This is a genomic window from Stutzerimonas stutzeri (genome assembly GCF_024448935.1).
Classification (GTDB): Bacteria; Pseudomonadota; Gammaproteobacteria; order Pseudomonadales; family Pseudomonadaceae; genus Stutzerimonas; species Stutzerimonas stutzeri_AO.
In genome coordinates this window covers 1-14,111 of the sequence record NZ_JAMOIE010000109.1, presented here as the reverse complement: position 1 = coordinate 14,111, position 14,111 = coordinate 1, and the positions used below count along the sequence as shown (strand labels likewise).

Here is a 14,111-nt window from a genome sequence, read left to right as displayed (position 1 = left end):
CTCAGAAACTCACGTCAACGACTCTTTTCGGTTTTATTCAGTCTTGAGCGAAACCCGCCCAAAGGACTTCTTACCCGCCTGGCACACGTGCGTACTGCCAAGCCTGACGATAAAGGTTCGATCAACGACTTCGCCATCAACCCGAACCCCTCCCGAGCCCAGCAGATCACGCGCCACTGCTGCGTTCTTCACGAGACCTGATCGATTCAACACCGCGGAGATAGGCATATCTTCGGGAGATCGCAGTTCGATCTCGGGAATATCTTCAGGCAGCTCGCCCTCTTTCATCCTGTTACCCGCTGATCGATGAGCTGTCGCGGCGGCCTCCTGGCCATGGAAGCGAGCAACAATCTCTTCCGCCAGCTTGATTTTGATGTCGCGAGGATTTGCGCCACGCGACACATCGACCCGATACTCGTCGATTTCCGCCAGGTCCCGGAAGCTCAACAACTCGAAGTAGCGCCACATGAGCGCATCCGGAATCGACACCAATTTGCTGTACATGACGCCCGGCGCTTCCTGGATGCCTACATAGTTACCCAACGATTTGGACATTTTCTTCACCCCATCCAAACCCTCTAGAAGCGGCATGGTGACGATGCATTGGGACTCCTGCCCATAAGATCGCTGCAGCTCGCGCCCCATTAACAGATTGAACTTCTGATCTGTCCCACCCAGCTCTACATCTGCCCGCAACGCAACGGAGTCGTATCCCTGGACCAACGGATAGAGGAACTCGTGAATAGCAATAGGTTGGTTGGTCGAGTAGCGCTTACTGAAATCGTCTCGTTCCAACATACGAGCCACGGTGTACTGGGATGCCAAACGAATAAAGTCGGACGGCGTCAAACCATCCATCCAAGAGGAGTTGAAGGCCACCTCGGTCTTGGCAGGATCAAGAATTTTGAACACCTGACTCTTATAGGTTTCCGCATTCTCCAGCACCTGATCGCGCGTCAGAGGAGGACGCGTTGCACTCTTGCCGCTTGGGTCCCCGATCATCCCGGTGAAATCCCCTATGAGGAAGACCACCTGGTGCCCGAGATCCTGAAACTGGCGCAGCTTGTTTATAAGCACGGTATGACCGAGATGCAGATCCGGCGCAGTTGGATCGAAGCCGGCCTTGATTCGAAGCGGAAGATCGCGCTCCAGCTTGTTAACCAGCTCTGCCTCGACGAGCACTTCGTCAGCGCCCCGCTTGATCACCGACAACTGCTCTTGAACTGACTTCATTGGAGGCCCCACGCCAGGAAATGTAGGAAATAAAGGCAGTAAACCTTACAAGAACCCCCGGAAAATTCAACGTCGCAGAACCCGGACCAGCCCACGGCCGGAGAATTCAAGGGTTGCCTCGACAGCACTTTGCTTATATTTTAGGCCGATATTTGCTCTGTACAAAATATCGCCAGCACATTCCAGACTTTACTAATGACCTATTCAAAATCGAAAGCACCTCTCTACCCGAACAGCCATCTCCTGGCTGCAAGCGGTGTAGCTGCGCTTCTGAGCCTGGCACTTCTTGTATTCCCATCCCGCGAAGTCGAAGCCAAGAAGACCTTTCTCGATCTGCGACTCGATACCGCTGCAGAACTCCAAACCGCAAGCGCAGAACCTTTTGTTAGCCTTTCGGTTGAGCCACCCTTCGCTCAGACCGAAACCCCTGGCGAACCTGAACCTCAACCGTTGCAGCTGGAAGCCGCCGAAGCAGCTACCAAAGCCACACCGCTGCCGAAAGAAGTGGTCGTGGCGAGCGGGGATACGCTGTCGACGGTATTTGCAAAGATTGGCCTGCCTCAAGCAACCGTTCACGACGTCTTGGCCAGCGGCAAAGAGGCAAGGCAATTTGCTCGCCTGAAGGTTGGCCAGCGCCTAGAGTTTAAATTGGATGAGCAGGGCAACCTAGCCCAGCTACGCAGCCAGCTGAACAAGCTGGAAAGCGTGCAACTGGAGCGATCCGGTACCAGTTACGTATTCAAGAAGGAGCAGCTCAAGCCGGACGTGAGCACTGCTTACGCCTATGGCCGCATAGAGAGCAGCTTGTTCCTCGCTGCGAAGCGCGCAGGACTCAGTCACAACCTGACGATGGATCTGGCCAACGTGTTCGGCTACGACATCGATTTCGCCATGGACATACGTAAAGGCGATTCGTTCGAGGTGATATACGAGCAAAAAACTGTTGCCGGCGACCGGGTTGGAACAGGCAACATTCTCGCGGCCCGCTTCACCAATCGCGGCAAGCGCTACACAGCTGTCCGCTACACCAACAAGCAGGGCACCAGCAGCTATTACACCGCTGATGGCCAAAGCATGCGCAAGGCTTTCATTCGCACCCCGGTTGACTTTGCGCGGATCAGTTCTCGCTTCTCCAACGGCCGCAAACACCCGATCCTGAACAAGATTCGCGCACATAAGGGCGTGGACTACGCCGCACCACACGGCACGCCCATCAAGAGTGCCGGGGACGGCAAAGTGCTTCTCGCAGGCCGTAAAGGAGGATACGGCAACACCGTGGTCATTCAACACGGCAACCGTTACCGCACGCTTTATGCCCACATGCAGGGATTTGCCAAAGGCGTGCGCAACGGATCGTCAGTCAAACAAGGTCAGATCATCGGCTATATCGGTACGACAGGCTTGTCGACCGGCCCTCATCTACACTACGAATTCCAGGTCGATGGTGTGCATGTCGATCCACTGGGCCTGAAATTGCCCATGGCGGATCCGATTGCAAAAAGCGAAGTACAACGCTTCCTGCAGTTGAGCAAGCCGTTGATGGCGCGTATGGACGAAGAGCGCGCGACCATGTTGGCGATGAAGAACGACGACTAATGGCGCTCTATATCGGGGTCATGTCAGGCACCAGCCTGGACGGCCTGGATTTCGCTCTGATCGAGCAAAACGAGCGTACGACTCTGCTCGGCACGCATTACGAGCCAATGCCGCTGCAGTTAAGGCAAGACCTGCTCGATCTATGCGTCACCGGCCCTGACGAGCTAGCCCGAGCAGCAATCGCAGAGCAGGCCTGGGCCGAGCTGGCAAGTGACGGGATCCATAAGCTGCTCGGCGAGACCCGAATTGACGCCACGACCGTTCGAGCGATAGGAAGCCACGGACAGACAGTGCGGCACGAGCCACAACGTAGCTTTACTATTCAGATCGGCCATCCCTCCCTGCTTGCCGAGCTGACGAACATCAGTGTGGTAGCTGATTTCCGTCAGCGCGACGTGGCGGCTGGTGGTCAAGGTGCGCCCCTGGTACCTGCTTTCCATGAAGCATTGTTCAGCGACACAACACGCCTCAGAGCTGTACTGAACATCGGAGGTTTCAGCAACCTTAGCCTGCTCCGCCCGGGTACAGCGACCCGCGGCTTCGATTGCGGTCCGGGCAATGTGCTGCTCGACGCATGGATTCAGCGCCACAAGAACCAACCATACGACCAAAACGGCGATTGGGCATCAAGTGGTGATGTGGATGTTGACCTGCTTGGGCGGCTGCTGAGCGACGGTTTCTTCGCAGCCCAGGGACCGAAGAGCACCGGACGAGAGCTATTCAATTTACCTTGGCTGGATGCTCACCTTGCTGCATACCCAAATCTCGCCCCTAAGGATGTTCAAGCTACCCTGCTGGAACTCACCGCTCGCAGCATCGCTGATTCGCTATTGGCGGCTCAACCCGGGACACAGGACCTGTTGGTTTGCGGCGGCGGCACGCATAACGCCGCGCTGATGCAAAGATTGAAAAGCTTGTTGCCGACATGCCAGGTAGCGAGCACTGCAGATTACGGCTTCGCGCCGGACTGGATAGAAGCCATGGCGTTCGCCTGGCTGGCGCACTGCTGCGTCGAAGGCATCACCGCTAACCGGCCAAGTGTGACAGGCGCTCGGGGGCCTCGCGTGCTGGGCGCGATCTACCCCGCCTGATGTCCCGCCGCCAGCAACTTACTTAATAGTCAACGCACAAACAACAACACCGTGCCCTGGCACGGTGTTTGGCTAACAGCAGAGCGCTAAATCGAGAACGACTGACCGCAGCCACAAGTCGTCGTTGCGTTTGGGTTCTTGATGACGAAACGAGAGCCCTCAAGACCTTCCTGGTAATCGACTTCGGCTCCAGCCAGATACTGATAGCTCATAGGGTCTACCACGAGACTTACGCCCTCGCGCTCGATGATAGTGTCATCTTCGGCCAGATCCTCGTCGAAGGTAAAACCATACTGAAAACCAGAGCAACCGCCGCCCGTGACGAAGACGCGCAGCTTCAGCCGCGGGTTACCCTCTTCATCGACCAGACTCTTCACCTTGCTCGCGGCGCCCTGACTGAACTGGATCGCGGTGGGCGTGAAGGATTCGACACTCATTTGGTTCTCCTGGCGCGTGAACGCATGTTACTGCTTGACGCAGCATTATCGGCTTGTCCTACAAAATCGGTCAACTATTCTCGATGCCAGGCCGATACGATGCTGATCCCAAGCGATTTCAAACAGCCAGTTCAGGGCAGCAAAGCCGCATTGCCCAGGCCGAGCCGCTCATCCAGGCCGAAGATGATGTTCATGTTCTGCAGCGCCTGGCCGGAGGCCCCTTTAACAAGATTATCGATGACCGAGAGCACGACCACCAGATCTCCGCCCTGCGGGCGATGGATTGCGATACGGCATACGTTGGCACCGCGAACACTGCGCGTCTCCGGATGACTGCCTGCAGGCATCACATCGACAAACGGCTCGCTAGCGTAACGGTGCTCGTAAAGCGCTTGCAGATCCACCGAGGTGTCGGCAACCGTCGCGTACAAGGTGGCATGAATGCCGCGGATCATCGGCGTCAAATGGGGAACGAAGGTCAGTCCCACGTTACCCCCGGCTGCGCGTCGCAGTCCTTGGCTGATCTCTGGTAAATGGCGGTGACCCTTCACGGCGTAGGCCATCATGTTTTCGCCCGCCTCGGTGAACAACGAGCCGATCTTCGCTGCGCGCCCGGCGCCGCTGACGCCGGATTTGCAGTCGGCTATTAGCCGAGATGTATCGGCCAGGCCACGCTCCAGCAACGGCAGGTAGCCGAGCTGGGTTGCCGTGGGGTAGCAACCAGGCACAGCAATCAGGCGCGCGCCCTTGATCTGCTCACGGTTCACTTCGGGCAGACCGTAAACCGCTTCGGACAGCAGCTCAGGCGCCCCATGTGGCTGGCCATACCACCTGGCCCATTCATCCGCATCCTGCAGGCGGAAGTCTGCAGACAAGTCGATCACCCGAGTACCGGCGTCCAACAGCTCTGCCGCCAAGGCATGGGCCACGCCATGGGGGGTGGCGAAGAAGACTACATCGCAGGCGCCTAGGGTTGCGGTGTCGGGCACACTGAAGGCCAGCTCGTCGTAATGGCCGCGCAGATTCGGATACATATCCGCCACCTTGGCCCCGTTTTCGGAGCGGGAGGTGATCACAGCCACTTCGGCCCGGGGGTGCTGGGCTAGCAGGCGCAGCAACTCGACCCCGGTGTAGCCTGTGCCGCCAACGATTCCGACCCTGACCATGAGCTGCCTCTCGCAGTGGAACGATAAAGAACCTTGATGATAAAGGCGCCTGCGCTCAGGGCCAACCACCAAGATGACGCGCGGCCCCTCAAGCCACTACTATCGGGCCTGACTCTGAACCGAAGGAACTTGCGAATGCTCTATCTCTGGCTGAAAGCCCTGCACATCGTTGCAATCGTCTGCTGGTTCGCAGGGCTGTTCTATCTGCCGAGATTGTTCGTTTATCACGCCATGAGCGAGGACGCGATCAGTCGAGAGCGGTTCCAGGTCATGGAACGCAAACTCTATCGCGGCATCATGATTCCCTCGATGGTCGCCACGCTGGCGTTCGGCATAGGCATGATTGCGCTGAATCCTGCGCTGTTCAGCGGAGGGTGGCTACACGCCAAGCTCGCATTGGTTGTCCTGCTGATCGGCTATCACCATATGTGCGGCGCTCAGCTGAAACGATTCGCACGCGACGAAAACACTCGCAGCCACGTGTTCTACCGCTGGTTCAACGAGTTTCCGGTAGTGCTGCTACTGGCTATCGTCATTCTGGTCGTCATCAAACCATTCTGAACCCGACTCAAGGAATCTGCCATGTCATTGCCAGCACTCCTCGAAGAGCGCCTTCGTCTGTCATTGGTCGCCGCTCCCATGTTTCTGGTATCGAACCCTGCACTGGTGGCAGCATGTTGCACCAGCGGCGTGGTCGGCAGCTTTCCTGCACTGAATCAACGAGAAAGCAGCGGATTGCGTGATTGGCTACAGGAGATAAACCAGCACCTGACAGGCGCCCATAAACCCGCGCCCTATGCGGTCAACCTGATCGTGCATCACAGCAATCCTCGGCTCCAAGCTGACCTTTCGATATGCGTGGAGCAGCGGGTACCGATTGTCATCACCAGTCTCGGCGCCGTGAAGGAAGTGGTGGACGCCGTTCACAGCTATGGCGGGCTGGTTTTTCACGATGTCACCACCCGACGCCATGCTGAGAAAGCTGCCGATGCTGGGGTTGATGGGCTGATAGCAGTGGCAGCAGGCGCAGGCGGGCACGCCGGCACTTGGAGCCCCTTTGCCTTGGTGGCGGAAATTCGCCAGTTGTTCGACAAAACACTGCTGCTCTCCGGCTGCCTCAACCATGGTCACGAGATACTCGCGGCGCAGCTCCTCGGCGCGGACCTGGCCTATATGGGGACGCGTTTCATTGCCACCCGCGAAAGCCAGGCTTCGGATGAATACAAGCAGATGCTGCTGCTGGCCCATGCTGCGGACATCATTCACACCGCAGCGGTATCAGGCGTGCCTGCTAGCTTCCTGCGTCAAAGCCTGCAGCAAGCCGGCTATGATGAAGAGCGCCTGAAAAACAAAGGCGAGATGAATTATGCAGAGAAGCTCAAGCCCGTCAGTGATGAGGCCAAGGCATGGAAAACCGTGTGGTCGGCGGGCCAGGGCGTGGGGGAAATACGAGACCTGCCGACCTGTGGAGAGCTGATTGCCCGGCTGGACCGGGAATACCGTGCCGCCCACGATCACGCAGCGCGGCTGTCGCATCGCTGGCTGCGCCAACCGTGACGCACCGCTCAGGTGCCACAGGCCCCGAGCAACTCTCGATTGGCGACACCTGTGGGCCGCTCACCCACGACCCAGGGTCGCGCGAAGAACCGGCAACAGCAACGCTGAATGAGCACTGATCAATCCCGAACCGCTATGCTCCATGCCAGCTGACCAGCCCGAAAATCGCCTGTTACACTGCTTTCTGACCCATTCTGGAGAAACGCCATGGATTGTCTATTTTGCAAGATCGTGGCCGGGACTATCCCTGCGCAGAAGATCTATGAAGACGACCAGGTTATCGCCTTCGATGACATCGCGCCCCAGGCGCCGGTACATTTCCTGGTGCTGCCGAAAAAACATATCGCGACCCTGCATGATCTAAGCGAAGACGACGACAAGGTCCTTGCTGGGCATATTCTCTTTACCGCGCAGCGTCTCGCTGAAGAGCAGGGCTGCCAGGAAGGCTTTCGGGTTGTCATGAACTGCAACGAGCTTGGCGGTCAGACGGTCCATCACATACATATGCATGTGCTCGGCCAGCGTCAGATGCATTGGCCCCCCGGCTGAACACTCGCGTCCCCAGCGCACCACCCACCGCCCACGCCTGCTCCGAATCATCTGGAGGCGACATGACCAACCAACGCCAATACTCACCTGCCGACCGCCTGCTGCTGCAGGCCGATGCCGCGCTACGGACGCTACTGCCATTCAGCGGCCAGCCTCAGCGAGCGACACCCGCCGTATTGAAGAACGAGGCTGAACTGAGCGACAGCCAAGCGCGTCACGTTGCCGGCCTGATGCGCATCAATCACACCGGTGAGGTCTGCGCGCAGGCGCTATACCAGGGGCAGGCACTGACGGCACGGTTGCCGAGAGTACGCGAGGCGATGGAGCGAGCTGCAGCCGAAGAAACAGACCACCTGGCCTGGTGTGAACAGCGCATTCGCCAGTTGGGCAGTCACACCAGTGTTCTCAATCCACTTTTTTACGGATTGTCGTTCGGCATCGGTGCATCGGCTGGCCTGATCAGTGACCGGATCAGCCTGGGCTTCGTTGCGGCCACCGAGGATCAAGTCTGCAAACATCTGGATGAACATCTCGAGCAGATTCCGCAAGACGACGAGAAGTCCCGGGCGATTCTCGAACAGATGCGCACGGACGAAGCGCAGCATTCGACCGCCGCTCTGGATGCCGGCGGCTTGCGCTTCCCAGCGCCGGTGAAGCTCGGCATGAGCCTGATGGCCAAGCTGATGACTAAAGCCACTTACCGGATTTGACCTGATCCCAACGAAGAAGCGCGCCCACATGGCGCCCTTCTTCTTTCAGAAGACCGTTATCTTTCAGAAGACCGTTATCTTAGCGCGGCATGTTCAGCGCATATTAACTCGCCATCACTCATGGCGCCGACGCCTTTCCACCCCATCTGGCAGCCCTGATCCGGTGCCGGCCGCGCACGCGCTCGGCGCTGTCGAGTCGAGTCGAGTCGACGAAGTTCGCAGGTCGCTGGCGTCAGCCCAACTCGACGATCTCATAGTCATGGCTGATTTCCACACCCGCGCGACCGAGCATGATCGAGGCGGAGCAGTACTTCTGGGCAGACAGTTCCACGGCACGCTTGACCTGCGCGTCCTTCAAACCACGTCCCTTAACGACGAAGCGCAGGTGGATCTTTGTAAACACCTTCGGATCCTCATCAGCGCGCTCCGCCTCGAGAAAGGCTTCACAGCTTTCCACAGCCTGGCGCGACTTTTTCAAGATGCTCACCACATCAAAGTTGCTGCAGCCGCCGAGCCCCAGCAAGAGCATTTCCATCGGCCGAACACCTAGATTGCGTCCACCATTTTCTGCTGGACCATCCATGACCACGACATGGCCGCTGCCGGACTCGCCAAGGAACATTGCCTCGCCAGCCCACTGAATGCGCGCTTTCATCGATAGACCCCGCTTGAAAAGGAGTGAAGCTTAGCATGACCATAGGTGGTCGCTGGAGGTAGTAAACCGACGAAACTAATGCCCGGAAGTTAATATTCGTGTCGCAGTGTTATTGTCGACCCGAACGGGTCTGTTAATCTCGCTAAGCCTGATAACAGAACTCAATCATAAATAATAATAAAAACTGCCTCCTATTGGACACATCTTCCAGGACTACAACATGGTCGCTATTACTCTCACGCCCAAGATCAAGAACATCGACAAATTACTCGCACATTGCCATCGTCGACGCTACACCGCCAAGAGCACCATCATCTATGCCGGTGACCGTAGCGAAACGCTTTTCTTCATCGTTAAAGGTTCGGTCACGATCCTGATCGAAGACGACGATGGTCGTGAAATGATCATTGCCTATCTCAACTCCGGCGACTTCTTCGGAGAGATGGGACTGTTCGAGAAAGAAGGTTCGGAAAAGGAACGCAGCGCATGGGTTCGCGCCAAGACTGAGTGCGAAGTAGCAGAACTGAGCTATGCCAAGTTCCGTGAACTGACCCAGCAAGACCCCGATATTCTTTATGCACTCGGCAGCCAGATGGCTGAACGCTTGCGCAACACGACGCGCAAGGTGGGTGATCTGGCGTTCCTCGACGTAACCGGTCGCGTAGCCCGCACACTGCTCGACCTGTGCAAGCAGCCCGATGCGATGACGCACCCCGATGGCATGCAGATCAAGATCACTCGCCAGGAAATCGGCCGCATCGTTGGCTGCTCGAGGGAGATGGTCGGACGTGTACTGAAAAGCCTGGAATCCCAGGGGTTGGTGCACGTGAAAGGCAAGACCATGGTGGTATTCGGCACTCGCTGAGCCAACCGTAAAGCACCAATAAACAAAGCCGGCTGTTAACCGGCTTTTACATTCACACTGCTCATTCGGGATCGACCGGCGACCGTAGGCTCGCGCGGCCGGGAAAGAACAAACGCTGCAGCTCGACCCCAGGCTGCTCGGCTCGCATGAAAGCCTCTCCCACCAAAAACGCATACACCTGGTTGATTTCCATCAACTCAACGTCGGCACGATGCACAATGCCGCTCTCGGTAACTGCCAGACGGTCTCGAGGGATGCGCGGCAGCAGATCGAGAGTCGTTTCCAGACTGAGCTCGAAGGTGTGAAGGTTACGGTTGTTGATCCCGACCAGAGGCGTATCGAGGCGCAGCGCGCGCTCCAGCTCTGCTCCGTCATGAACCTCCACCAATACGTCCAGATTCTGAGCCTTTGCCACATCAGCCAGCTCCGCCATCTGACCATCCTCCAGCGCAGCGACGATCAGCAGAATACAGTCCGCGCCCAAGGCTCTGGCTTCGATGATCTGGTAGGGGTCGACCATGAAGTCCTTACGGATGACAGGCAGTTTGCATGCCGCGCGCGCCTGCTTCAGGTAGTCGTCGGCCCCCTGGAAGAAATCGATATCGGTCAGTACCGAAAGGCAGCTGGCACCACCCGCCTCGTAGCTTCGGGCGATCTCCGCCGGCACGAAATCTTCCCGCAGCACCCCTTTGCTTGGCGAGGCTTTCTTGATCTCTGCAATCACGGCCGGCTGCTTGTTACGCGCCTGCTCCTGCAGACGCCGGGCAAAGCCGCGGACCGGGTCGGCTGCTGCCGCCAGTCTTTCAAGTTCGGCCAGTCCGACCCGGCCGCGGCGCTCAGCCACTTCCTCGCGCTTGCGCCTGATGATCTTTTCCAGAACCGTTGCCACACTGCTCATTGCGAACTCTCCTGCTTGAACACCCCGGTGAAGGACACCAGCTCCTCGAGCTTGTCTCGCGCCAAACCTGTATGCAGCGCATCGTGGGCGATCTCTACCCCCTGCTTCAGGCTGCTGGCGATATCGGCTGCATAAAGCGCAGCACCGGCGTTAAGGACGATCATGTCGGCAGCCTTTTGTCCGTTGTCCGTTTTGCGCCGTCCCAGTGCGTCGCGAATCAGCGTCAGCGAACCCAGTGCATCCTCGACAGTGAGACCTATCAGGCTCTGGCTCTTGATCCCGAAATCTTCCGGCTGGATACGGTATTCGCTGATCTCACCCTTGTTCAATTCGGCGACATAGGTCGGGGCTGCCAGACTGATCTCGTCAAGCCCATCCTGCGCATGCACCACCAACACATGCTGGCTTCCCAGGCGCGACAGCACCTCGGCCATGGGCCGGCAGAGTTCCTTGCTGAACACGCCAAGCACTTGATGCTTGACGCCAGCGGGGTTGGACATCGGACCGAGGATGTTGAACAGCGTGCGCAGGCCCAGCTCACGGCGCGGGCCGGCAGCAAATTTCATCGCGCCGTGATGCGCCGGCGCGAACATGAAGCCGACGCCCACGGCATCGACACTGCGCGCCACTTGCTGGGGCGTGAGATCCAGGTAAACACCGGCCGTTTCGAGCAGGTCGGCGCTGCCACTTTTGCCCGACAGTGCACGGTTGCCGTGCTTGGCCACCTTGCCGCCCGCGGCGGCGACCACGAAGGCTGCGGCAGTTGAAACATTGAAAATGTTCATCCCATCGCCACCGGTACCGCAGGTGTCCACCAATCGATGGGTATCGAAATACACCGGTTCGGCCAGCTCGCGCATCACCTGCACGGCGCCGACGATCTCGTCGATCGTTTCGCTCTTCATGCGCATGCCCATGAGGAACGCGCCAATCTGCGCATCGGTGCACTGACCCGTCATGATCTGGCGCATCACCGCCTTCATCTCATCGGTACTCAAGTCCAGCTGACCGACGATACGGTTGAGGGCTTCCTTGATATCCATCAGCGCACGCCGCCGGTCTGTTTCAGAAAATTGGCGAACAGTTCGTGCCCCTGCTCGGTGAGGATTGACTCAGGATGAAACTGCACGCCTTCAATATTCAGGGTCTTATGCCGCAAGCCCATGATCTCATCGACACTGCCATCTTCCACCTGCGTCCAGGCAGTGATTTCCAGACAGTCGGGAAGCGTTTCGCGCTTGACCACCAACGAGTGGTAGCGCGTCACCGTTAATGGATTGGTCAGGCCGGCGAACACACCCGTGTTCTCGTGAGCGACCCGACTCGTCTTGCCATGCATGACCTGACGCGCCCGCACGACCTCACCTCCAAACGCCTGCCCGATGCTCTGATGGCCGAGACAAACGCCCAGAATCGGCAGCTTACCGGCGAAATGGCGGATCAGGCCGAGTGAAACCCCCGCCTCGTTCGGCGTGCAGGGGCCGGGCGATACGACGATACGCTCCGGGTTCAGTGCTTCGATTTCGGCGACGCTCAACTCATCGTTGCGCACCACTTTGACGTCCGCACCGAGTTCGCCGAGGTATTGCACGACGTTGTAGGTAAAGGAATCGTAGTTATCGATCATGAGCAACATATTACATGTAACCTGTTGGTTTATAAGCCATATTCTTTTTTATACGAAGCATATTGCTCACTTGGGTGTACACATTGACACCAGACTTCAGCGGAACAAGCGCCGAAAATATCGCCCCAACCAGCGGCAGCCCGCACAGGAAGCGACACCGCGTCGCGTTGATGCAACCGCACGCGGGGTGGCTGACGAGACAGCGAGGAACCAGGGCGCCAGCGCCAAGTTGGGAGACGCACGAGGCCAAGCGCCACCAGGACGTGGCGCACACGACACCATTGATGTTGAGGGGATTTAAAGGCATCGGGCAATCTCCTTTGATCTTGGAGCCGCCGTGCCGGAGCGCCGTGTGCCTGACCTTGCCCACCGATACGGCGGCAAAGGTGCAGCTCAAGGCCGCAACGACGTGCCGCTTCCTATTGGAAGCGCCACCACTGAGCAACGTTGATCGAAGCGGTACGGGCCATGGCAAACCTGAGTCAGTTAACCGGAAGGTGCATGCGGAAAAGTGCTCCCCGTAGCAGCTTCATACCGGGTTGATGTTACCACGGACCGCCTGCTAGTCGTCTACCGTAGTAGCACGTCCTGCGCTTGCCTCGTTGACGCCTGCGACCATCACCAAAACGGCTCAATCCTCCGACTGTGCGGTCATGGCCATCACCCGCTCGATGAACCGCTTCACGGGCGCCGAGGGTTCGCCTTGGCGGCGCAGCGGGTAGGTAGCGAGCATCGGTGGGGTGCCGGCCAGGGGGAATGGAGATGTCCGGGCGCTGTAGCGTCTGCACCTGCGAGGCGATGGCGATGGCGATGGCGATGGCGAAGCCGTAGCCGTAGCCGTAGCCGTAGCCGTCACCGTAACCGGCGCCAACCAGGGTCAACACACGCCCAGGCTGGTCACTTCATCGACCAGCTTGAGCGGTGTGCCCGCCTGGCGGTCGCTGCGGATGAGGTCCTCGTCCAGCACTGCCGCCATGCACTGGTGCTTCGCCGCCGGCTCGGCGCCTTCGACGTAGCGCGGGTTGTAGCCGTAACCGCGCAGCAGAGCATCCAGCTCCTGCGGATCGATGTGTGCAAGCAGCGTCGGACTGGCGATCTTGTAGCCGTTCAGGTACAGGATCGGCAGCACCGCGCCGTCGCGCGCCGGATTCAGGAACCTGTTGGAATGCCAGACCGTCGCCAGCGGCCGGTTTTGGCCTCGCCATCGCCGATCACGCAGGCGACGATCAGCTGCGGATTGTCGAAGGCCGCACCGAAGGCATGCGACAGCGCATGCGTTTCGATGCCGATGAACAAAGGCCCGTCGATGCCCTGCCGCCCGCGGTAGAGGCAGATCGCCTGGCTGATCGCAAGCACGTGGGCTTGGTTGAAGCTGGCGTCGAACGAGGAGCCGCGATGCCCGGAGGTACCGAACGCGACGCCCTGTGCGGGCAGAGGGGTCCGGACGCCGGCTGTAGTAGGCGTCCACCAGCCTGGAAACATCCACGCGCTGCGCATTCTGCGCAGGCTGGCCCGCCAACGGGCTGATCGGCCGGCTCACTGGGGCGCCTCCCACGATCCAGTCGGACCTCTGTGCGGGTCTGCGAGGGTCGGGTCGTGCCGCTCACAGCGGGTCGCTTCGATGCCGTGGGTCGCGGGATGGAAGCTCTCGCAGCCGCGGTTTGCGAGTTCCTCGTACTGCCGGTACTTCTCGGTCACTACCTGCTGCGCGGCCGCGAGCAGTGCTT

At 58.7% G+C, this 14,111-nt stretch carries 16 protein-coding genes and 1 pseudogene; 7 read left to right on the top strand and 10 right to left on the bottom strand.

Features of this window, described 5'->3' with window-relative positions:
* Positions 1-33: 33 nt before the first annotated feature.
* Positions 34-1,233, bottom strand: coding sequence for a tyrosine--tRNA ligase (gene tyrS, locus NA637_RS21790; protein ID WP_256074631.1), 1,200 nt, complete (start codon positions 1,231-1,233; stop codon positions 34-36).
* Positions 1,234-1,428: 195 nt separating this feature from the next.
* Here tyrS and NA637_RS21785 point away from each other — a divergent pair, with 195 nt between their 5' ends.
* Both NA637_RS21785 and NA637_RS21780 read left to right on the top strand, forming a co-directional pair.
* Positions 1,429-2,829 (top strand): peptidoglycan DD-metalloendopeptidase family protein, encoded by a 1,401-nt coding sequence (locus NA637_RS21785; protein WP_256074630.1) that lies wholly within the window; start codon positions 1,429-1,431, stop codon positions 2,827-2,829.
* Positions 2,829-3,920 carry an anhydro-N-acetylmuramic acid kinase gene (locus tag NA637_RS21780; RefSeq protein WP_256074629.1) on the top strand — a complete coding sequence of 364 codons (1,092 nt, stop codon included), beginning with the start codon at positions 2,829-2,831 and terminating at the stop codon, positions 3,918-3,920. Before NA637_RS21785 ends, NA637_RS21780 begins: the two co-directional genes overlap by 1 nt.
* An 86-nt stretch (positions 3,921-4,006) precedes the next feature.
* Here NA637_RS21780 and erpA read toward each other — a convergent pair whose 3' ends face one another.
* Complete coding sequence (gene erpA, locus NA637_RS21775; protein WP_014851496.1) at positions 4,007-4,357, bottom strand: iron-sulfur cluster insertion protein ErpA; 351 nt, start codon at positions 4,355-4,357, stop codon at positions 4,007-4,009.
* Positions 4,358-4,488: 131 nt separating this feature from the next.
* Complete coding sequence (argC, locus tag NA637_RS21770; RefSeq protein ID WP_256074628.1) at positions 4,489-5,523, bottom strand: N-acetyl-gamma-glutamyl-phosphate reductase; 1,035 nt, start codon at positions 5,521-5,523, stop codon at positions 4,489-4,491.
* A gap of 135 nt (positions 5,524-5,658) precedes the next feature.
* Here argC and hemJ point away from each other — a divergent pair, with 135 nt between their 5' ends.
* The 4 genes from hemJ to coq7 all read left to right on the top strand — a co-directional run bounded on the left by hemJ (position 5,659) and on the right by coq7 (position 8,339).
* Entirely contained in the window at positions 5,659-6,084 is a 426-nt protein-coding gene (gene hemJ / locus NA637_RS21765; RefSeq protein ID WP_256074627.1) for a protoporphyrinogen oxidase HemJ, read from the top strand.
* 21 nt (positions 6,085-6,105) lie between these two features.
* Positions 6,106-7,080 carry an NAD(P)H-dependent flavin oxidoreductase gene (locus tag NA637_RS21760; protein ID WP_256074624.1) on the top strand — a complete coding sequence of 325 codons (975 nt, stop codon included), beginning with the start codon at positions 6,106-6,108 and terminating at the stop codon, positions 7,078-7,080.
* 207 nt (positions 7,081-7,287) lie between these two features.
* Entirely contained in the window at positions 7,288-7,629 is a 342-nt protein-coding gene (locus tag NA637_RS21755; RefSeq protein ID WP_256074622.1) for a histidine triad nucleotide-binding protein, read from the top strand.
* Positions 7,630-7,691: 62 nt separating this feature from the next.
* Positions 7,692-8,339 (top strand): 2-polyprenyl-3-methyl-6-methoxy-1,4-benzoquinone monooxygenase, encoded by a 648-nt coding sequence (gene coq7 / locus NA637_RS21750; RefSeq protein WP_256074621.1) that lies wholly within the window; start codon positions 7,692-7,694, stop codon positions 8,337-8,339.
* 232 nt (positions 8,340-8,571) lie between these two features.
* Here the strand turns inward: coq7 and NA637_RS21745 are convergent, their stop codons facing one another.
* Positions 8,572-8,994 carry an OsmC family protein gene (locus NA637_RS21745; protein ID WP_256074620.1) on the bottom strand — a complete coding sequence of 141 codons (423 nt, stop codon included), beginning with the start codon at positions 8,992-8,994 and terminating at the stop codon, positions 8,572-8,574.
* Positions 8,995-9,214: 220 nt separating this feature from the next.
* Here NA637_RS21745 and crp point away from each other — a divergent pair, with 220 nt between their 5' ends.
* Positions 9,215-9,859: a cAMP-activated global transcriptional regulator CRP gene (crp, locus tag NA637_RS21740; protein ID WP_045430655.1), complete on the top strand. Its 645-nt coding sequence runs from the start codon at positions 9,215-9,217 to the stop codon at positions 9,857-9,859.
* A 61-nt stretch (positions 9,860-9,920) separates the two neighbouring features.
* Here crp and trpC read toward each other — a convergent pair whose 3' ends face one another.
* The 6 genes and pseudogenes from trpC to NA637_RS21710 all read right to left on the bottom strand — a co-directional run.
* The gene (gene trpC, locus NA637_RS21735; protein ID WP_256074619.1) at positions 9,921-10,757 is read right to left on the bottom strand and encodes an indole-3-glycerol phosphate synthase TrpC; all 837 of its coding nucleotides are present in this window, start codon (positions 10,755-10,757) and stop codon (positions 9,921-9,923) included.
* Positions 10,754-11,800, bottom strand: coding sequence for an anthranilate phosphoribosyltransferase (gene trpD / locus NA637_RS21730; protein WP_256074618.1), 1,047 nt, complete (start codon positions 11,798-11,800; stop codon positions 10,754-10,756). The genes trpC and trpD overlap by 4 nt, the downstream gene beginning before the upstream one ends.
* Positions 11,800-12,393, bottom strand: coding sequence for an aminodeoxychorismate/anthranilate synthase component II (locus NA637_RS21725; RefSeq protein ID WP_256074617.1), 594 nt, complete (start codon positions 12,391-12,393; stop codon positions 11,800-11,802). The genes trpD and NA637_RS21725 overlap by 1 nt, the downstream gene beginning before the upstream one ends.
* 536 nt (positions 12,394-12,929) lie before the next feature.
* Entirely contained in the window at positions 12,930-13,268 is a 339-nt protein-coding gene (locus NA637_RS21720) for a hypothetical protein (protein WP_423836756.1), read from the bottom strand.
* A gap of 77 nt (positions 13,269-13,345) precedes the next feature.
* Positions 13,346-13,912: pseudogene (locus NA637_RS21715) on the bottom strand (hypothetical protein); the annotation flags it as partial.
* Between the two features lie 8 nt (positions 13,913-13,920).
* On the bottom strand, positions 13,921-14,111 hold a 191-nt coding region (locus NA637_RS21710), incomplete at its 5' end, for a hypothetical protein (protein WP_256074616.1).